This window comes from Pseudomonas sp. Leaf58 (assembly GCF_003627215.1).
In the GTDB taxonomy this organism is placed as follows: domain Bacteria; phylum Pseudomonadota; class Gammaproteobacteria; order Pseudomonadales; family Pseudomonadaceae; genus Aquipseudomonas.
Window position 1 is genome coordinate 2,864,226 of sequence record NZ_CP032677.1, and the last position, 19,435, is coordinate 2,883,660.

Annotated in this window: 20 protein-coding genes and 2 pseudogenes; 13 read left to right on the forward strand and 9 right to left on the reverse strand. The window is 61.1% G+C overall.

All coding sequences use genetic code 11. The features are described from left to right. Positions 1–3: 3 nt before the first annotated feature. From DV532_RS13320 to glaH, 4 genes are all read right to left on the reverse strand, one after another. The gene (locus tag DV532_RS13320) at positions 4–897 is read right to left on the reverse strand and encodes a PA4780 family RIO1-like protein kinase (protein ID WP_056803872.1); all 894 of its coding nucleotides are present in this window, start codon (positions 895–897) and stop codon (positions 4–6) included. A gap of 87 nt (positions 898–984) precedes the next feature. After that, positions 985–2,376, reverse strand: a complete 1,392-nt coding sequence (gene gabP / locus DV532_RS13325) for a GABA permease (protein WP_056803869.1) — start codon at positions 2,374–2,376, stop codon at positions 985–987. Between the two features lie 150 nt (positions 2,377–2,526). Continuing rightward, positions 2,527–3,777, reverse strand: a complete 1,251-nt coding sequence (gene lhgO / locus DV532_RS13330; RefSeq protein WP_056803867.1) for an L-2-hydroxyglutarate oxidase — start codon at positions 3,775–3,777, stop codon at positions 2,527–2,529. Positions 3,778–3,891: 114 nt separating this feature from the next. Continuing rightward, positions 3,892–4,869, reverse strand: coding sequence for a glutarate dioxygenase GlaH (gene glaH, locus DV532_RS13335; protein WP_056803864.1), 978 nt, complete (start codon positions 4,867–4,869; stop codon positions 3,892–3,894). Positions 4,870–5,064: 195 nt separating this feature from the next. Between glaH and csiR the strand changes: the two genes are divergently transcribed. From csiR to DV532_RS13350, 3 genes are all read left to right on the forward strand, one after another. Continuing rightward, complete coding sequence (gene csiR / locus DV532_RS13340; RefSeq protein ID WP_056803860.1) at positions 5,065–5,760, forward strand: DNA-binding transcriptional regulator CsiR; 696 nt, start codon at positions 5,065–5,067, stop codon at positions 5,758–5,760. 127 nt (positions 5,761–5,887) lie between these two features. Further along, positions 5,888–6,568 carry a response regulator transcription factor gene (locus tag DV532_RS13345; protein ID WP_012272507.1) on the forward strand — a complete coding sequence of 227 codons (681 nt, stop codon included), beginning with the start codon at positions 5,888–5,890 and terminating at the stop codon, positions 6,566–6,568. Then, on the forward strand, positions 6,546–7,937 hold the full coding sequence (locus DV532_RS13350; protein ID WP_056803858.1) for a HAMP domain-containing sensor histidine kinase: 1,392 nt from the start codon (positions 6,546–6,548) through the stop codon (positions 7,935–7,937). The genes DV532_RS13345 and DV532_RS13350 overlap by 23 nt, the downstream gene beginning before the upstream one ends. A gap of 33 nt (positions 7,938–7,970) precedes the next feature. On the opposite strand, the gene cysS is transcribed toward DV532_RS13350, so the two are convergent. Both cysS and DV532_RS13360 read right to left on the reverse strand, forming a co-directional pair. Beyond that, positions 7,971–9,353, reverse strand: a complete 1,383-nt coding sequence (cysS, locus tag DV532_RS13355) for a cysteine--tRNA ligase (protein WP_056803856.1) — start codon at positions 9,351–9,353, stop codon at positions 7,971–7,973. 9 nt (positions 9,354–9,362) lie between these two features. After that, a complete protein-coding gene (locus tag DV532_RS13360; RefSeq protein ID WP_056803853.1) occupies positions 9,363–11,066 on the reverse strand; it encodes a glutamine--tRNA ligase/YqeY domain fusion protein in 1,704 nt (567 codons plus the stop codon). Between the two features lie 248 nt (positions 11,067–11,314). Between DV532_RS13360 and DV532_RS13365 the strand changes: the two genes are divergently transcribed. Both DV532_RS13365 and DV532_RS13370 read left to right on the forward strand, forming a co-directional pair. Next, positions 11,315–11,815, forward strand: a complete 501-nt coding sequence (locus tag DV532_RS13365) for a peptidylprolyl isomerase (protein ID WP_056803850.1) — start codon at positions 11,315–11,317, stop codon at positions 11,813–11,815. Next, the gene (locus tag DV532_RS13370; RefSeq protein ID WP_056803848.1) at positions 11,812–12,534 is read left to right on the forward strand and encodes a UDP-2,3-diacylglucosamine diphosphatase; all 723 of its coding nucleotides are present in this window, start codon (positions 11,812–11,814) and stop codon (positions 12,532–12,534) included. Before DV532_RS13365 ends, DV532_RS13370 begins: the two co-directional genes overlap by 4 nt. Positions 12,535–12,647: 113 nt before the next feature. Here DV532_RS13370 and DV532_RS13375 read toward each other — a convergent pair whose 3' ends face one another. Further along, positions 12,648–14,936, reverse strand: coding sequence for an acylase (locus DV532_RS13375; RefSeq protein ID WP_120715345.1), 2,289 nt, complete (start codon positions 14,934–14,936; stop codon positions 12,648–12,650). A gap of 214 nt (positions 14,937–15,150) precedes the next feature. On the opposite strand from DV532_RS13375, the gene DV532_RS13380 reads away from it, so the two are divergent. Beyond that, entirely contained in the window at positions 15,151–15,525 is a 375-nt protein-coding gene (locus tag DV532_RS13380) for a hypothetical protein (protein WP_056803842.1), read from the forward strand. A gap of 35 nt (positions 15,526–15,560) precedes the next feature. On the opposite strand, the gene DV532_RS13385 is transcribed toward DV532_RS13380, so the two are convergent. Then, complete coding sequence (locus tag DV532_RS13385) at positions 15,561–15,749, reverse strand: hypothetical protein (RefSeq protein ID WP_003248064.1); 189 nt, start codon at positions 15,747–15,749, stop codon at positions 15,561–15,563. Positions 15,750–15,900: 151 nt separating this feature from the next. On the opposite strand from DV532_RS13385, the gene DV532_RS13390 reads away from it, so the two are divergent. From DV532_RS13390 to DV532_RS13405, 4 genes are all read left to right on the forward strand, one after another. Then, positions 15,901–16,359, forward strand: a complete 459-nt coding sequence (locus tag DV532_RS13390) for a hypothetical protein (RefSeq protein ID WP_056803839.1) — start codon at positions 15,901–15,903, stop codon at positions 16,357–16,359. 251 nt (positions 16,360–16,610) lie between these two features. Beyond that, positions 16,611–16,991: a Mor transcription activator family protein gene (locus DV532_RS13395; RefSeq protein ID WP_056803838.1), complete on the forward strand. Its 381-nt coding sequence runs from the start codon at positions 16,611–16,613 to the stop codon at positions 16,989–16,991. 65 nt (positions 16,992–17,056) lie between these two features. Then, positions 17,057–17,740 (forward strand): DUF2589 domain-containing protein, encoded by a 684-nt coding sequence (locus DV532_RS13400; protein ID WP_056803835.1) that lies wholly within the window; start codon positions 17,057–17,059, stop codon positions 17,738–17,740. Between the two features lie 68 nt (positions 17,741–17,808). Beyond that, complete coding sequence (locus DV532_RS13405; RefSeq protein WP_120715346.1) at positions 17,809–18,369, forward strand: DUF2589 domain-containing protein; 561 nt, start codon at positions 17,809–17,811, stop codon at positions 18,367–18,369. A gap of 70 nt (positions 18,370–18,439) precedes the next feature. On the opposite strand, the pseudogene DV532_RS30925 reads toward DV532_RS13405, so the two are convergent. Continuing rightward, positions 18,440–18,563, reverse strand: a pseudogene (locus DV532_RS30925) (IS5/IS1182 family transposase); the annotation flags it as partial. A gap of 12 nt (positions 18,564–18,575) precedes the next feature. On the opposite strand from DV532_RS30925, the pseudogene DV532_RS13410 reads away from it, so the two are divergent. The 3 genes and pseudogenes from DV532_RS13410 to DV532_RS13420 all read left to right on the forward strand — a co-directional run. Further along, positions 18,576–18,695 (forward strand): annotated as a pseudogene (locus DV532_RS13410) (IS5/IS1182 family transposase); the annotation flags it as partial. A gap of 39 nt (positions 18,696–18,734) precedes the next feature. Beyond that, the gene (locus DV532_RS13415; protein WP_056803829.1) at positions 18,735–18,998 is read left to right on the forward strand and encodes a PAAR domain-containing protein; all 264 of its coding nucleotides are present in this window, start codon (positions 18,735–18,737) and stop codon (positions 18,996–18,998) included. Between the two features lie 106 nt (positions 18,999–19,104). Further along, entirely contained in the window at positions 19,105–19,422 is a 318-nt protein-coding gene (locus DV532_RS13420) for an RHS repeat domain-containing protein (RefSeq protein ID WP_056803826.1), read from the forward strand. Positions 19,423–19,435: the final 13 nt, after the last annotated feature.

A 19,435-nucleotide genomic window follows, 5' to 3' on the forward strand; every position in this document is an offset into this window, starting at 1 on the left:
TGATTATTGCAGCCAGGGCGGTGTCGGCTCCTCTGCCCGGGCCGGGCCATGCTCGGCTTCGTCCCGCGCCGCTCGCCGGCGGGCATCATCCAGCCGGGCCGCGTCGATCTCACGCATCACGCCCGTTACGTCAGCTTCATGCTCATCATCTTCGAACACCCCAGTCAACGGGCTGTCGGGCAGCAACTTACCGGCCTCGTACAACGCCCACATTTCCTGCGCATAGCGGGTGCTTTTCAGCTCCGGTGCAAAGCGCCCGAAATAATGGGCCATGTTGTCCACGTCGCGCTGCAACATGCTGAAGGCATGGTTATTGGCGGCGGCATCCACCGCCTGCGGCAAATCGATGATCACCGGCCCATCAGGGCCGAGCAGTACGTTGAACTCCGACAGGTCACCATGCACCAGCCCGGCACACAACATCAGCACAATCTGCCGAATGACAAAGGCATGGAACGTGCGGGCATCCTCGGCGTCGAGGTGCACGTCGTTCAGGCGTGGCGCCGCGTCGCCGTCGGCATCGGTTACCAACTCCATCAACAGCACGCCGTCCTGGAAGTCGTAAGGCTTAGGCACCCTAACGCCGGCACCGGCCAGGCGGAACAGCGCCGCCACTTCGGCGTTCTGCCAGGCATCTTCGGCTTCTTTACGGCCGAACTTGCTGCCCTTGGCCATGGCCCGGGCCTGGCGGCTGTTGCGCACCTTGCGGCCTTCTTGGTACTCGGCTGCCTGGCGGAAACTGCGCTTGTTGGCTTCTTTATAAACCTTTGCGCAGCGTACCTGGCTGCCACAGCGCACCACATACACGGCGGCTTCCTTGCCACTCATCAGCGGCCGCAGGACTTCGTCGACCAGGCCATCTTCAATTAGGGGTTCGATTCTTTTCGGTGTCTTCATCAGGCTGCGTTCGGGGTCCTGGCTGTGATGGGGGACATCCTCTCACAGCCGGGAGCGTCTTGCTCGTCTGTCTTCAGCGCGGCGCTATCAGGCGCCCTGCCCTACGCTGCCGATTACCACCGCGCGCGCGCGCCGCCGTGTCACCAATAGCCCCGAACACACCACCAGCACGGCCAAGACCATGGTCGATACCACTTCAAGACGGTGATCCGGGCGGAACAGCATCAGTACCAGCACGCTGCTGATGAACAGGATTACCGCCCAGGTCAACCACGGGAACAGCCACATGCGGTAACCCAGGGTCTTGCCTTGGGCGGTCAGGCGCTGGCGCAGGCGCAATTGGGAAATGGCGATTACCAGGTACACCAACAGGGCAATGGCGCCGGAGCTGGCCATGAGGAAGCCAAACACCTTGGCTGGCACCAGGTAATTGGCAATTACCGCCAAGAACGCCGCACCGGTGGACAGCAGCACCGCCACTACGGGCGTGCCACTGCGGCTGGTCACCTGGGCACAGGCCGGGGCGTCACCGCGGCGGCTCAGCGAGTAGACCATGCGCGAGGCGGTGTACAGCGACGAGTTGAGGCAGCTGGTAACCGAGGTCAGTACCACGAAGTCGATGATAGCCTTGGCATTTGCCACCCCAAGGGTGTCCAACACCGTGACATAGGAGCCCTCAGTGGCCAGACGCGGGTCGGTCCATGGCACCAGCGCGATAACGATGAAGATCGACAGGATATAGAACAGCGTGATCCGCCAGATCACCGAGTTGGTGGCCTTGGAAATATGCTTGCCCGCTTCGTCGGACTCGGCCGCGGCGATAGTCACCACCTCCGCCCCGAGGAACGAGAACATGGTGATCAGCATGGCGCTCAGTACCGCGCCAAAGCCGTTGGGCATGAAACCGCCGCTGTCCCACAGGCGCGAAACGCCGCTGACGCCAGAGCCGGGCAACAGGCCGAAGATGGCGCAGACGCCCAGGGCAATGAAGCTGACGATGGCCACCACCTTGACCAGTGCCAGCCAGAACTCGAACTCGCCGTAGTTCTTCACGCTGAACAGGTTGGTGGCGGTCAGCAGCAAGGTGATCACCAACGACAACACCCAGATCTCCATCTGCGGGATCCAGGAATTGATGATGGTGGCGGCGATATTGGCCTCGATTGGGATGATCAACACCCAGAACCACCAGTACAGCCAGCCGATGGTGTAGCCGGCCCATTTGCCAATGGCGAGGTCGGCATAGGTAGAGAACGAACCGGTATCTGGCGACGCAACGGCCATTTCCGCCAGCATGCGCATCACCAGCACCACCAGGCCGCCTGCCAGGATGTAGGCCAGGATGGTAGCCGGCCCGGCTTCGGCGATGGCCCGACCAGAGCCGACGAACAAGCCGGCGCCAATCACGCCGGCAATGGACAGCATGGTCACATGCCGTGATTTCAATCCATGACTCAAATTGTTCTTGTGGGTTTGCATGGCGCTACCTTGTTGTTTTTGTCATGCCCACGTTGGGGCCGCCGGCTGCACGTCACCGACGCAGGCGCGAAAAAGCCCGCCCTGCCCTAAATGGTGAGTAGGGCAGCACGGGTTGAGTAAAACGAAACCGCAGAACGTGTTACGGCGGCGTCAGCTGGCAACCCGCTGCAGCGCCGTCAGGTCTGCCTTGGGGAAGCTGCCGCCCTGCAAGCCGACCTGTTCGCACACTTTCTCGACAATGTAGGCGCCGATCGGGATGGCGGAGGTTGCAGCGGGCGACGGTGCGTTGCACACGTTGACGCTGCGCGCGGTGTTGACGAACAGGAAATCGTCGATCAGCTTGCCGTCACGCGACACGGCCTGGGCACGCACGCCGGCCGGGTAAGGCGTGAGGTCGGCCTTGGTGATGCTTGGGCAGTACTTCTGGACTTGCTTGAGGTAGCCGCCCTTGAACAGCGAGTTTTTCATCTCGATCAGGCCTGGGCGGAAGTTCTTCGCCAGTACCTTGAGGATGCCGGGGGTGGTCAGGGTCTGGAACAGGTCGCTGGGGCTGACATCGGTCTTGCGATAGCCCTCGCGCTTCATCGCCAGCACGGCGTTGGGGCCGACGGTGACGGTACCGTCGATCATCCGCGTCAGGTGCACGCCCAAAAACGGCATGGACGGGTCGGGAATCGGGTAGATCAGGTGGTTGACGATCTGGTTGTGCTGCTTGGGCAGCAGGTAATACTCGCCGCGGAACGGGCAGATCACGAACTCGGTGCGCAAGCCCAGCATGCTCACCACGCGGTCGGCCATCAAGCCCGAGCAGGTCACCAGGAAACGGCCGCGCAATTCGTCGCCATGAGTGCGTACGATGACCTCGCTGGCTTGTTCCTGCAGGCCGACCACCTCGGCGCCATAACGGATTTCACCGCCGGCACGCTGGAACTCGACGCCCATCGCGGCAGTCACTTCAGCGTAATTGACGATGCCGCTGGACGGCACGAAGATGCCGCCCATGCCCACGATGTTGGGCTCGCGTTCGCGCAATTCGGCTGCCGACAGCCAGTAGCGCTCCAAGCCATTGGCGGCAGTGCGCTCCCACAGCGCCTTCATGCGCTGCATCTCCAGGTCATTGGTGGCCACCAGCAGTTTGCCGCACTCATCGAAGCGAATGCCCTGCTGAGTACAGAAGGCCTTGGTCGCCTTGTTGCCTTCCAGGCAAAAACGCGCCTTGAGGCTGCCGGGGGTGTAATACACGCCGGCGTGGATTACGCCGCTGTTGTGGCCGGTTTGGTGGCGGGCCGGGCCGGACTCTTTCTCCAGCAGGAGAATTTTCGCGTCCGGGTAGACCTTGATCAGGTGCATGGCCGTGGACATGCCCACAATGCCACCGCCAATGATGATGAAATCGTACACAGCCTTACCTCACACGCAGGCGTTGCCTGGCTTGCTCACCCAGGCCCGCACGGGCCTGGGTGGCATCGTTTTGTGCAAAGACGCGTGGGCGGGCGCCCGCCCCGCGCCCTGTCATTATTGACCGCGCTGGTACAGCGGTTTAGGGAAGGCGACGTAACCGCGCTGGCGCATCAGCTCGCGGCGCAGGCCCTCGTGTGGCGTGAAGCGGTCGCGGCCGTGCAGCCAGAACAGGTTGTTGATCAGCAGGAAGCTGCCCACGCCTACAGGTACCGAAACTTTCTTTTGGCTGCCTTCCAGCGACTCGGACAAGACATTCAGCCAGATGCCTTCCTCGAAGTTTTCTGGCTGCACGAACTGGTCGATGTAGCGCATGGTCGGGCGGCCTTCGGCATCGGTGTCGAATACCGAGTGGAACACATCCTCGGCCACCTTCTTGCTCGGCGGTGCGGTCCAGCGCATTTCGCGACGGGCCAGTGGGTGGCGGAAGAACTCGTCGCACTGCTCCCAGTCGTCCAGGTGCAGCAGCAAGGAATTGCCGCCTTCCATGTTCTTTTCGTCAATCTTCAGCATCAGCACGTAATCGGTGATCTGGTTGACGAAGGTACCGTCGTTATGCAGCTCCATGACCCGATGCGGCTGGCGCAGGTAACTGTCGGAGTTATCGCTGTTGACCACCACGAAGCGGGCATAGAACTGGCCGCTCATGGCGTCGTAGTTGGAGCGGCCAATCAGGTGCGCGCAGGCGGTGGTGAACTTGACCATATCCTCGGCCTGGCTCACATCATCCAGGCCAACTGGGGTAATCAGCATGCCACCGCTGGCGCGGTTGAGGATGGTGTTAAGCAGCACGGGGCGCAGGGTGCCTTGGCACAGTTCGTCGAGGATCTCGCCCAGCCGGAAGCGCAGGAACGATTTGTACTCCAGCGCCTGCACCGGCCACTGGGCAACAGCCTGGACGAACGCTTCGACCGTTTCGCGGGTAAAGGTGATCTCAAGCAGGCGCGGCGACTGTTTCGACGGGGCGATGGTGTAACCACGCGGTTCGAGCGGCAGAGGCATCACAAGTTCGTCGATCTGCGTAAAAGCGTTCATGGCGGTGTCCTGGCAAAAAGAGTGAGTGGCGCCGTCCGGTCATGACCTGGATCAGTGCGGGCGAGGTAAAAATATCGCCACAACATCAAAATGTCTACATTTTTATTTTTTGGCGATGAAATGCTTATTTGTCCATTGTTTTTCGCCAGCGAGCGCTTTCGGTATGATCGGCAAAACGGTTTGAGGAACAGGATCTTGGAAGCGCTCGCCCCCCGACAAAACTCAGCATTCAGCGGGTATGAGAGGCTCAAGAAGGACATCATCCGCGGCGTGTTCAAGCCCGGCGAGAAGCTCTTGATGAGCACCCTGAAAGAACGCTACGACCTGGGCGTAGGCCCGTTGCGCGAAGCGCTATCGCAATTGGTGGCCGAGCACCTGGTCAACGCGATCAGTCAGAAGGGTTACCGCGTGGCACCCATGTCGCTGGACGAGATGAACGACATCTACGATGCCCGCGCCAACCTGGAGGCAATGATCATCGCCCTGGCCATCGAGCGTGGCGACGATGCCTGGGAGGCCTCGGTACTGGCCCACTCGCATACCCTGGCCAAGGTGGTGGAAGTGAAAACCCGTGAACAGCGCCTGGATGTGTGGGACGAACGGCACAAGGCGTTCCACACCGCCATTGCCTCGGGCTGCGGGTCTAAACATTTGCTGCAGGCGCGCACCTATCTGTTCGACCAGGCCGAGCGCTACCGGCACCTGTGGCTGACCCAGACGGTGTTCTCTGAACAGGCCCTGGAGCTCAAGCGCCAAGAACATACGGCGCTGGTTGAAGTGATCCTGGCCAGGGATGCCAAGCGCGCCAGCGCCATGATGCGCTCACACCTGATGACCCCGGTGCCAATCATTGCGCAGATCATGCATGCCGAGGGCATCGGCGCACGCTGAACCGCTTGCGCGGTGTCTTGTGGGTGCGCGTCAAAACGCCCAGGTGGCTAGATGAATTTTTCTTAAATCGCCGGTTGGCTATTATTTGGCACAATCAAGTCTCCTTATTAGTAGCCTGGGAACCAGCATGCCTCGCGTACTGACCATCGAAGACGACGCCGTCACCGGCCAGGAAATCGTCGCCGAACTTACCAGCCACGGCCTGGAGGTGGATTGGGCCGACAATGGCCGTGAAGGCTTGGCCAAGGCCATTGCCGGCGGCTACGACCTGATCACCTTGGACCGTATGCTGCCCGAGGTCGATGGGCTGACCATCGTCACCACCCTGCGCAGCCTCAAGATCGCCACGCCGATCCTGATGATCAGCGCCCTTTCCGACGTCGATGAACGGGTGCGTGGCCTGCGTGCAGGCGGCGACGACTACCTGACCAAGCCGTTTGCCTCCGACGAGATGGCTGCACGGGTCGAGGTACTGCTGCGCCGCAATAGCGTGCCCATGACCCAGACCCGCCTGCAGGTCGCCGACCTGCAACTGGACCTGATCAGCCACGAAGCCCGCCGCGGCGACAATACGCTCAACCTGCTGCCCACCGAGTACAAGCTGCTGGAATACCTGATGCGCCACAGCGGCCAAGTGATCACCCGGATGATGATTTTCGAGGAAGTCTGGGGCTACCACTTCGACCCGGGCACCAACCTGATCGACGTACACATCGGCCGCCTGCGCAAGAAAATCGACTCCCCCGGCCAATCGCCGCTGATCCGTACCGTACGGGGCTCCGGCTATGCCATTGCTGAACCCGTCTAAGGGCTGGAGCTCTTCGACCAGCCGCCTGCTGGCGCTGTACAGTTTTCTGTTCGTGGCTTGGAGCAGCATTCTCATGGGCGTGCTGTACTTCGAGGTGTCCAGCTACCTGAACAAACTTACCCGCCATTCCATGTTGCAGCGCCAGCACCTGTTCGCGCACATGAGTGGCAAACAGCTGGACGATGCCCTGATCGCCAGCCAGGCTTTCGAAGAACGCAGCTTCGACGCCTATGGCCTGTTCGACAAACAGCTCAACCCAATTGGCGGGCGCATCCGCGCCATCCCGCCCGAGCTGGGGCTCGATGGCAAGGTTCACGAACTGGAGCGCTGCCTGGACGCCGACGACCCGCACATGCCGCGCGATAGCTGCGATGCCGTGGCGATTAGCGTGCAGGATGGCCGCTGGCTGGTGCTGGTGCGTGACAACGGCTCGCTGTTCGTGGTTACCCGGATCATCCTGCACGCCCTGCTGTGGGGTATTTCGCTGACCTTGATTCCAGGCTTTGCCGGCTGGTACCTGTTGCGGCGCAGGCCGCTCAAGCGCATCCGCGCGATCCAGGCCCAAGCCGAGCTGATTGTTGCCGGCGACCTCACCCACCGCCTGCCGCTGTCGGCCCGCCGCGACGAACTGGACATGCTGGCGGCCATCGTTAACGCCATGCTCGACCGCATCGAACGGCTGATGCACGAGGTCAAGGGTGTATGTGACAACATCGCCCACGACCTGCGCACCCCGCTCACGCGCCTGCGTGCCCAGCTTTACCGCATTCGCCAGCAAAGTGACGCCGACTCCACCCAGGCCGAGGCGCTGGACCAGGCCATCGGCGAAACCGACACCCTGATGGCGCGTTTTCGCGGTTTGCTGCGCATCAGCGAGCTGGAAGACCGCCAGCGGCGGGCAGGCTTCGTCCAGCTCGACCCGCACGAACTACTGGTGGAGTTGCACGACTTCTACTTGCCGTTGGCCGAAGATGGCGGCATTCGCCTGGTGTTGCAGCAGCCAGCGCAGCTGCCTGCACTGCACGGTGACCGCGAGCTGCTGTTCGAGGCGCTGGCCAACCTGGTGGGCAACGCTATCAAGTTCACCCCCGAAGGTGGGCAGGTGCGGATTGCCGCGACGCAAGACGCCAATGGCCTGCAGCTGGCCATCGAGGACAGTGGGCCGGGCATTCCACAAGAGGAACGTGCTGCGGTGCTGAAGCGCTTCTATCGCAGCGAGGAAGGCCACCGCCATGCGGGGTTCGGGCTGGGGTTGTCGATCGTTGCGGCGATCGTCGACCTGCATGGGTTCGGGCTGGAGATTGGTGAAAGCGAGTTGGGTGGAGCCAGGCTGGTGTTGCACTGCCCGCTTGCGGGGTTGGCTAAATAAAAACGGGGCTGCGAAGCAGCCCCATTACACCGATCAGTCAGCAAGACGCCAGGTAGTGCTACCCTTGCTGTCTTCCAGCACCACACCCATGGCGGTCAGCTGGTCGCGAATGCGGTCAGACTCGGCCCAGTTCTTGTCCGCACGCGCCTGCAGGCGCGCCTGGATCAAGCCCTCGACTTCAGCGGCGTCCACTTTGCCTTCGGCACCGGCACGCAGGAAGTCATCGGCTTCGAGCTGCAGCACACCCAGCACATCACCCAGCTCACGCAGGCGCCCCGCAAGGCCGGCAGCGGCCGCTGGGTCGCTGTCGCGCAGGCGGTTGATCTCGCGCACCAGGTCGAACAGCACGGCGCAGGCCTCGGGGGTGCCGAAGTCGTCGTTCATCGCCACGCTGAAGCGCTCGACAAACGCCTCGCCGCCCTGGGCGGCCACGCGTGGCAAACCGCGCAAGGCGTGGTAGAAGCGCTCCAGCGCACCCTTGGCGTCACGCAGGCTGTCTTCGGAGTAGTTGATCGCGCTGCGGTAGTGGCTGGCCACCAGCAGGTAACGCACCACTTCCGGGTGGTACTTCTCGAGTACGTCACGGATGGTGAAGAAGTTGTTCAACGACTTGGACATCTTCTCGCCGTTGATGCGGATCATGCCGCAGTGCATCCAGGCATTGGCGTACTGCTTGCCAGTGGCTGCCTCGCTCTGGGCAATCTCGTTCTCGTGGTGCGGGAACTCCAGGTCGCTGCCGCCGCCGTGGATGTCGAAGCTTTCGCCCAGGCAGCAGGTGGACATCACCGAGCACTCGATGTGCCAGCCCGGCCGCCCTGGGCCCCATGGCGATTCCCAACTTGGCTCGCCCGGCTTGACGCCTTTCCACAGCACGAAGTCCAGCGGGTCCTGCTTGGCTTCATCGACCTCGATGCGTGCACCGATGCGCAGGTCTTCGATCTTCTTGCGCGACAGCTTGCCGTAACCGACGAACTTGCCGACACGGTAGTACACGTCGCCATTGCCTGGGGCGTAGGCATAACCCTTGTCGATCAAGGTCTGAATCATCGCGTGCATGCCGGCAATATGCTCGGTCGCACGCGGCTCCTGGTCTGGCGGCAGGATGTTGAGGCGGCGCTCGTCTTCGTGCATCGCGTCGATCATGCGGGCAGTCAGGGCGTCGAAGGTTTCGCCGTTTTCGTTGGCCCGGTTGATGATTTTGTCATCGATGTCGGTGATGTTGCGCACGTAGGTTAGCTCGTAGCCGCTTTTGCGCAGCCAGCGAGTGACCAGGTCGAAGGCCACCATGCTGCGGCCATGGCCCAGGTGGCAGTAGTCGTATACGGTCATGCCGCACACGTACATGCGTACCTTGTTGCCATCCAGCGGCTTGAAGGTTTCCTTCGCTTTGCTCAGGGTGTTGTAGATGGTAAGCACGGCGGTTCCTCAGCTGCCCCAGGAGTCACGCAGGGTGACAGTGCGGTTGAACACCGGGCGGCCCGGCTGGCTGTCTTTCAGATCGGCGCAGAAGTAGCCTTCGCGCTCGAACTGGAAGCGGTCCTCAGGCTGAGCCTGGCCCAGCGATGGCTCGGCGCGGCAACCGGTCAGCACCTGCAGCGAATCGGGGTTGATGTTGTCCAGGAAGCTGCCGCCGTCTTCGGTTTTTTCCGGGTTGGCAGAGCGGAACAGCCGGTCGTACAGGCGCACTTCGCACTCGACGCTGCCTTCGGCCGGCACCCAGTGAATCACGCCCTTGACCTTGCGGCCTTCCGGGTTTTTGCCCAGGGTGTCGGGGTCGTACGAGCAGCGCAGCTCGACGATGTTGCCGTCGGCGTCCTTGATTGCCTCGTCGGCGCGGATCACGTAGCTGCCGCGCAGGCGCACTTCACCCGCCGGTTCCAGGCGCTTGTAGCCCTTCGGCGGCTCTTCCATGAAGTCGTCACGGTCGATGTACAGCTCGCGGGCAAACGGCAGCACGCGCACGCCCATATCTTCCTTCGGGTGACGCGGCAGTTCGAGCTGCTCGACCTGACCTTCCGGGTAGTTGGTGATGACCACTTTCAACGGGCGCAGCACGCACATGGCACGCGGCGCGGTGCGATCCAGGTCATCACGGATACTGAACTCGAGCATCGACATGTCGACTACGCCGTCGGAGCGGTTGGTGCCGATCATTTCGCAGAAGTTGCGGATCGAGGCCGGGGTGTAGCCACGGCGACGGAAACCGGACAGGGTCGACATGCGTGGATCGTCCCAGGCGTCAACGTGCTTTTCGTCGACCAGCTGCTTGAGCTTGCGCTTGGACGTGATGGTGTAGTTCAGGTTCAGGCGGCTGAACTCATACTGGCGCGGGTGTGCCGGCACCGGCAGGTTGTCGAGGAACCAGTCGTACAGTGGACGATGCCCTTCGAATTCCAGGGTGCAGATCGAGTGGGTAATGCCCTCGATGGCGTCCGACTGGCCGTGGGTAAAGTCATAGTTGGGGTAGATGCACCACTTGTCACCGGTCTGGTGGTGGTGGGCATGGCGGATGCGGTACAGAATTGGGTCGCGCAGATTCATGTTTGGCGACGCCATGTCGATCTTGGCCCGCAGCACGCGCTCGCCATCCTTGAACTCGCCGGCCTTCATGCGGGCGAACAGGTCAAGATTGTCTTCTACGCTACGCTCACGGAACGGGCTGTTCTTACCCGGCTCTTTCAAGTTGCCGCGGTATTCCTTGGCTTGATCAGGGGTCAGGTCGCAGACATAGGCCTTGCCACGCTTGATCAGCTCGACCGCCCAGTCGTGCAACTGGTCGAAGTAGTTGGAGGCGTAGCGTACGTCGCCAGCCCAGTCGAAGCCCAGCCACTTGACATCGCTTTGGATAGCGTCGATGTACTCCTGGTCTTCCTTGGCCGGGTTGGTATCGTCGAAACGCAGGTGGCAGACGCCCCCGAATTCCTTGGCCAGGCCGAAGTTGACGCAGATCGACTTGGCGTGGCCGATGTGCAGGTAACCATTAGGCTCGGGCGGGAAGCGGGTGACGATGCTGCTGTGCTTGCCCGAGTCCAGGTCGGCCTGGATGATCGGCCGCAGGAAGTTCGCAGGGACAGCGGGGGCGCCTTTGGCAGCGGCGTTGGGCGCGTTGTCGGCAGTGGGCTTGCTCATAGGATCCTTGAATGCACGTGTCCGGCCTGGGTAGGCCGATTGAATCAAAGGGCCTATCATAGCCGAAGCAGTCAAGCTGCTGACAGTCAGGCCCGGACAAACTGGCGTGATTTATCACGGCTTTTTGCCGCAGCCTGGCAAAATGGCCGGTGCGCGCCATGTGTCGCGATCGCCTGATCCTGCGTCAGGTGATAACCCGCGCCTTGCGCACCCTAATTTCCGTATGCCTTGAAAGAGCGAATTTCAGCATGTCCAAAGTCAAACTGAGCACCAACCACGGCGACATCGTCCTGCAACTGAACGCCGAAAAAGCTCCGCAAACTGTTGAGAACTTCGTTCAATACGTTAAAGACGGCCACTTCGACAACACCGTGTTCCACCGTGTGATCAAAGGTTTCATGATCCAGGGCGGCGGTTTCGAGCCTGGCATGAGCCAGAAGAAAACCCGCGCTAGCATCCAGAACGAAGCGGACAATGGCCTGAAAAACACCAAGTACAGCATCGCCATGGCCCGTACCATGGACCCACACTCTGCCTCGGCACAGTTCTTCATCAACGCTTCTGACAACGACTTCCTCAACCACAGCGGCAAGAACGCGCAAGGTTGGGGCTATGCCGTATTCGGCGAAGTGATTGAAGGCCGTGAAGTGGTCGACGCCATCGAGAAAGTTGCCACCGGTTCCAAAGCTGGCCACCAGGACGTGCCGAAAGACGACGTAATCATCGAGAAAGCAGAGATCATTGAGTGATCTTGCTGATCTCTGATCTGCACCTGCAAGAAGAACGCCCGGATATTTCCCGGGCGTTTCTTGATCTGCTCGATGGCCGTGCCCGCCATGCCAAGGCGCTCTACATCCTTGGCGACTTCTTCGAAGCGTGGATTGGCGACGACGCCATGACGCCCTTCCAGGAGTCAGTCTGCCAGGCGATGCGCCGGCTGAGCGACAGCGGCACGGCCATCTACCTGATGCACGGCAACCGTGACTTCCTGATCGGCCAAGCGTTTTGTGACGCCGCGGGTTGCACGCTGCTGAACGACCCTAGCGTGATCGAGTTAGGCGGTGAACCGGTGCTGCTGATGCATGGCGACACCTTGTGCACCCGCGACCTGGGCTACATGAAGATGCGCCGTTTGCTACGCAACCCGCTGAGCCTGTGGGTCTTGCGGCACCTACCGCTGTCAGCCCGCCACAAGCTGGCGCGCAAACTACGCAGCGAAAGCCGCACGCAAACGCGCATGAAATCTACCGAGATCGTCGATGTCACGCCCGAGGAAGTGCCGAAGGTGATGGCAGCGCATGGCGTGCGCACATTGGTGCATGGCCATACTCACCGGCCGGCGATACACAAGCTAGTGGTCGACGGGCACCCAGCACGGCGTATCGTGCTGGGTGACTGGGACCGCCGGGGCTGGGCCTTGCAGGTTGACGAGCAAGGTTTTCAGTTGGCGCCGTTCGAGTTTTCCTGACCTTGCAGGGCCGGCCTCTTCGCGGGCTCGCCCGCTCCCACAGGGACTGCACCAGGGCTGCAAGCGGTGCGATACCGGGGGAGCGGGCAAGCCCGCGAAGAGGCCAGAATGCCTTACTTTAGATCCACTGCTCCCTGGTCCCGCTCACTGATCAGTACTTCCCGGTACGCCGGGTCAGCCTTGATCTGCGCCTCGGTAAACGGAATTACCGCCAATTGCTTGGCCGCAAACGCCTTGGTCTGATCACTGGCATGCGCCGATGCCGCTTCGCTTGACTGGGAAAACGCCAGCAACCCGCGGGCCTCTGGCCCCTTGTCAGTAAAGCTGACCAATTGCAAGTAGCTGGTACCACTGACCACCAGCCGCTTACCCTGCCCGTGCGGCACGCTGTGGATCGCGTTGTACACGCCCAGTGCCTGCGGGCCGCCCGGTACCGGTGTGCCATCGCTCGCAAGTTGCACCTGCCCCCAACGCACCTCCCCCGCTACGCCGCTGTCACTGACCTGCTTGAGCGAAGCCAGCGCAGCCTGGTGCACCCGCTTGCGCACGGCCGCCTGTTCAACCGCTAGGCCACGCGGCGTATGCTGCGGGTCGGCGGGGTCAAAGGCCACCCGCCAGCTTTGCGGGTGCTCGGCCAGGGCGCTGAGCAGGTTCTGGAAGTGCACCAAGCCAATGCCACTGTCGAGGTCGGCCTTGCCGTTCCAGGCCGCTAGGCTATTGCATACTGCCTGCACATCCACACCGGCGCCCTGGCACCATTGCAGCAAGTCTGGCAACACCAGGCTGGCCAGGTAAACCTCGTCATCGGTAACCATGCGCTGCAAATCATCGACACTTAACCGGGCCTTGCCCTGCAGCCGTTGCAGGGCAAAGCGGCCACGCATGCTCAGCGGTTGGTCATGGCGGCTGACCAGCGGTGAGTAGCCAGTCAATGGCTGCGCCGGGTTGGCCATCCAGGCCGGGTCGTTGGAGTTTTGCACGAAATCTTCGCGCTTAAGGCTCGGCAACAGCCGTGCTGGGAAAATACCTGGCTGCGCCGCCTGCGCATCGATCTTCCACTGGCACGCGCTGCGCGAGCCATCCAGCACCACCATGCGCCCCTGTGCCTGCGGGTTGCTGCAGGCGCCCAGCAATTGCTGGTCGACATAAGGCACCACTGATTGGTTCAGGTATAACGCCTGGCCCCCTTGGTCCACGGCCAGCGTGTTGACCCAAGGGATGCCCTGCAACTGCTCGATCGAGCGCTGCAGCGCCGCCAGGCTGTCGGCATGGTTGATCTGGTACCACTGCTGCAATACCCGGGTGTTCTCGAGGTTGGCGTCACGCAGGCTGTAGGCCGTATGAGCGTCCCAGTCCAGGCGCCCTGGCCATTGCACCACCGGCCCGAACTGCGAACTGTACACCTGGCGTTGTACCTGGCGCAGGTTGCCATCCTCGGCCTTGACCGCAACGCTAACAGTTTGCCGAGCCAGCGGCAGTGATTTGCCATCGAGCAGGTAGCGGGTCGGGTCCTGGGGGTCGAGCTGCAGGCGGTACAGGGTGAAGTGCTTAGAGGTGTCGACGGTGTGCGTCCAGGCCAGCTGCTGGTTGAAGCCAATGTTGATGACTGGCAGGCCCGGCAATGCCGCACCCATCACATTGAGCTGGCCGGGAATGGTCAGTTGCATCTGGTAAAAGCGCATGCCGCCCATCCAGGGGAAGTGTGGGTTGGCCAACAACAGGCCGCGGCCATTGGCCGAACGCTGCGCTCCCACGGCCACCGCATTGCTACCACGCTCCGTGGCAAACCGTTGTTGCCGGGCCAAGGCCATGGCAAAACCAGCCGGCGCCTGCTGGCTGGCCTGCGTTGGCGGTTGCGCACCCGCCAGTGCTTCAACGAACTGCCCAATACCGCCTTCGGCCAACAGCCGACGGGTCAGCTTGATCAGGTCCTCGCTGTTGATCGGGCGCAGCCACTCGCCGTTGCCACACTCGGCGGGCAACCCTTGGCTGCGGCGCTCGGCCAACGCCCGGTTGTAGCCGCTGGCATACCCTGCCAGCAACGCCTGCACCGGTGCCGGCTGCGCCTGCAAAAAAGCACTGACCGCTGCCGGGCTGTTGAGCCAGGTGAAGAACAGGTCACTGGCCAGGTTGTCGCGCTGCTCCAGGGTCTTGCCCTTGGCACCGAAGTAGCGTGAACGCTCGCCGCTCACCGTCAGCACTTCATCGGCCAGCAAGCACAGGTTGTCCTGGGCGTAGGCGTAGCCGATGCCATAGCCCAGGCCTCGCTCGTCCTTGGCCACGATATGCGGCACCCCGTAGCTGGTTCGGCGAATTTGTGCGCTAGCATCGGCTGTAGCGGGCTGCGCCGCTACACCGATGCTGAAAGCCACCAAGGCGGCGGCCAGGCCGGCACAGCTCATGGAACGGGAAAGTGTAAACACGGGCACTCCTCAGGTTCGGGGGTCATCCCGATCAGACGAATGGCCAGGTAAAAATTTTACGTATTGAATGGGGGCGGAACGTCTTGAACAGATACAGGTTTTTTTACCAATGGGCTGCAGATTTTCCGTTCTCATTCGTCCTAGTAAGTGAGGCACCCATCTTTCGGGTTCGTTGACGAAAAGGAGCATTCACATGTACAACCCGCAACCCTCGATCCAGGCTGGGCGTGCCCCAGTCAAAACGCCCAAGGAACAGGACGTTTTTACTGACGAACGCATCGGCAACGAACAAATCCGGGAGCTGTTGCGCGCTTTCGGTTTGCGCACCAGCCTGATCCGCCTCAAGGTGATCGATGCCTTGCACGCGGCCGACCGCGAGGGCCGCAGCATTGGCGTGCGCGGCGTGCACGCGCAGCTGGAGCTGCTGGATATTCCGCTGTCGTTTCTAAGCGTGCGCGAGGTGCTCAAGCGGCTGTGCGCCGAAGGCGTTATCCAGCTGGGCAGCGACAAATGCTACAGCCTAAACCCCCAGGCGCGCGCCGTGCTGGGGCAAACGCCTTTGCGCTAAGCGCACGGCCGGCCTATCTGGCCGGCCCACCAAGGTCAGGGTTTGACCTTGCGTCGCAGAATGCCATTGATCACCACGACCACCACAGCGATGGCAATGGCCAGCATCTGGAAGGTCTGTTCACTGATCGTGCCCTGCTTTTGCAGGTGAGACAGGCCTAGCATCAAGCCCAGTACCACCAGGATGATCAGAAGTGAATATTTGAGGCGCTGCACGTGTGTCATCGAAGGTTCCTTGCAACATCAGGGGCAATTGGCTCGCAACGAGCCGCGGCAATGATACAACGCCCACCGCCCCCGGCGCTGCATTTCCTGCTGGGTGAGGTAGCGGCTGCCTGAAAGCATGAGGTTCCCAAGCACCCATGCCGGAGGCACCATGTACAAACCCCTGCTGTTCGCATCGCTGTTCCTGACTCCCTTTACCCTTCATGCGCTAGACACCCATCAAGTTTCCACCGAGCAACTGCTCGAACTTGGCCGTGAACTGGCCTCCGAGGCCGGCGCTAGCCAATGGCAGCAGTTGTGGCAGCGCGCGCGCCAAGCCGGCTACCTGCAGGCAAACGGCGCATCGCTGCATTTCAGTATTCCCCAAGCGCAATTACCCGACCTGGCCCGGCAAACCCTTGCAGACGCGGACCAGGTCCAGGCCGTGCAACAGACTCAGGCGCTGTACCGTCGCAGTTTTGCCGGCCAGGTGATCGGCCAACGCGACGGGCAGCCGCTCGATGCCCTGTGCCTGTTGGTCGACTGGCGCACGCTGCCACAAGGCATGCACGCAACCCCTCAGGCCTACCTGCACGGCGCCAGCCTGGTAAACAGCTATCCATGCGACTAAGGGTCACTGCACCCAACACACAGCGAATGGAATGTCGTGATGAGAAATCACCAGCTGCAGCCAGAGGTTGAAGCCATGTCCTACAGCACCGGAAATCGATGCCCGCAAAACCTATTCACCGAAGCTACAAACCCCAGCCCATATGTCGCCTAGCGACCTGCGCCGGCTGTCGCAGAAAATTCAGTCACACCTTCGACATAACGCCGCTGGTGATCGGCTAGCACATCCCATCCATCCCGAAGGAGCGTCATATGGAATTGCCAGACTTGAGCCACATCGATATCAGTCAACTGCCCCATTCACTGCAGGCCCTGATCGAGTGCATCGGCCTCGACAACGCCTACCAGCTGACCTGCGCCTACGGCGGCAGGCCCAAGTACATCCCCAAACACCGCGAGCGCACCAAGCTGGCCGACGTGCTGCCAGCCGAAGCCCTTGACGCACTGATCAAGCGCTTTGCCGGGGTTGCCCTGGAAATCCCCAAGGCTGACCACTTCCAACGTCAGCTGCGCAACCTGCAAATCCAGAAAGAAAGCGCCAACGGCTTGTCACGCAGCCTGTTGGCCAACAAGTACGGCCTCAGCCTGCGCCAGATCGGCAACATCCGTCGCCAGGAACCTTGCGTGCGCTGATGCCCAACCCCCGTGGCTGCTGTTAAGGGCCACTAATTGCCCCAAACCACAACGAGAATCCAGCTATGTCTATAGATAACAGCCTCATCGGATCCGTCATCAATGCCTTGCCAATGGACCGCATGATCGCAGGTCCCCTGCAGGCCATGGTCCAGGCCCAGGTTACCGCCAGCAAGTCATATGCCGACTTCCTGATGCAAGTCTGCGTCCAGGACGGCAAGGCGGTCGCCATCCAGTTCGACTACGACGAAACCCTCGTCGACGAACAGGGCGAGTACCAGGGTGTCGTCAGCAAGACCATGAAAGTGCCACTGATGGCGGCCATCACCCACCCGAACATCGCTATTGAAGAAGGCAATGTCGAGTTCGAGCTGACCATCAACCAGATGTCGGAGGATACCTCCGCGAAGGACATGGGCGCCGAAGCCACCGGCTCGCTGGGCTGGGGGCCATTCAAGCTGAATGTGAAAGGCAGCATCAGCCACAAGTCCACGCAAACCCGCAAGACCGATACCCGCGCCCGTTACGCCTTCAATACCACACTCAAGCGCCAAGAGCCCCCTGAAGCGATGATGCGGGTAATCGAATTCCTCACGGATGCCGCCACCAAACCGACCATCCTCAAGTCAGCGACTCTGGAAAGCCCGGAGGCGATCTCGACGGCAGACACGCTGAATGACAAATCGACTGGTACCGGTGCTGGTGCCGGTGCTGGTGCTGGTGCTGGTGCTGATGCCGGCACTCCTTGACCTAGCCCTTTAGGCAACTGCCCCCATTGCATCAATGGGGGCACCCTTCGCACAGAGGAGCCAACTGATTGGACACCCACCCCGCCCCCATGACCTCCATCGACCTGCGTGAGATCACCCGCGGCCTGCAGGAAGCTGCCAGCGCCACCAACAGCCTGATCGCACAGCAGTACATCAACCTGTTCGACCAATTCTTCGAGTGCGACACCGAAGCGCTCGGCGCCCCCATGAAGGCCAAGATGGTTGAAGTTGCCATGGATGGGCAGCACATCATGCGCGTACCGCTGTTCGCGCTGGTATCCCCTAAAGGCCTGGCCTTGGAGCGCATGCAGGTTGACCTGTCGGTGCGCGTCAAGGGCACCGAAGCACAACAGGCTTTGATGTCCGCAGGCGAAAACAAGGCTGCAAGCTTCAAGGTCAGCATCGGCGGCCAGGGGCGTCAGGGCGAGAGCCGCGACCCGGACGAAGTGCAGATCCGCATGCAGTTCCAGGCCAGCGAACCGCCCGAAGCACTAAACCGGTTGATTGAGGAGTACACCAGCCTGATGATTCCAGTACGTATGCCTAGCCCCCCGCCCCCGGCCTCCAGCGACTCCAATGAATTCATCGAGGCGGCCACCGTTCGTTGACGGCGGCTCCTATGGCCAAGCGTTACTAATTCGTACACCTCGACTTAGTCAATGAATTTGATTAAGCCCTTTACGAAATAAGATGGCGCAAACATCGCATTGAACAATGACATTGAAACTGTAGCAGTATAGCTGCTCGCGAGTTTGTCAAAGCGCGTCAAGATTCGTCGGCTCTCCTTTAGCCAGCCAAATATACCCTTGCCAGGCTGAAAGAGAATCGGAGGATCGTGACGCGCTTCGAAAAGCTGGCGAAAAGTTATGCCGCGATGGTCTCGCTGGCCTGCGCTATGCGGTGTTTGAGACACCTCTTTTCAGACAGAGCCTAGAAAAAATAAAAACCAAATGACGAGGTACTCCAGGAGAGCATGAAAAATATTGTTCGCACCGGAGACGCAACTGATCACGGCGGAGAGGTGACTGGCTTCATTCCCCACACCAGCCTCAATGAAAAGCCAATGGCCGGCAAAGGCAACATGGTTTTCTGCCCTCTGTGTAAAGGTGAATTTCCCATCATCGAGGGCAGTGACACATATCGCGTCAACGGAGTGGCCGTCGCTCTCGACGGCATGAAGACCGCATGCGGGGCCAGCTTGATCGCCAGCTCATCACACGGTGGCGTCCATCGCTAGGTCAATTAGGTCAGTGAAATAGGCGAACAACAGCCATACAGCAGCATGGCTGTTGCCGCCTCCACCGCTGCTTCAATCGCTAGATTGATTCCAGCTCTTTAAAACTTTGTGCACGAGCGGCAATGACCAACTCGTCATCGAAACCCTCGACCCGTTGGAGAACAAGACCCAGTACACCTACAACAGCGACAACCTGCCCATCGCCATGATCGATGCCAATGGTGGTGAGGATGCTGAAGGCCGGCTGCTCAGCTTCACCGACGCCCTGCATCGCCTCACCCGCTGGGACTATAACGAAGCCGGGCTGACCCAGCAGCGCCACAACGCCAACGACACCACCCTCACCTACCACTGGGACAAGCTCGGCCAGTTGGTGCGCCTGCGCAACGAGAACAACAGTGAACGGCAGGTTGCTACTCGCTGAGAACAAAGCCTGC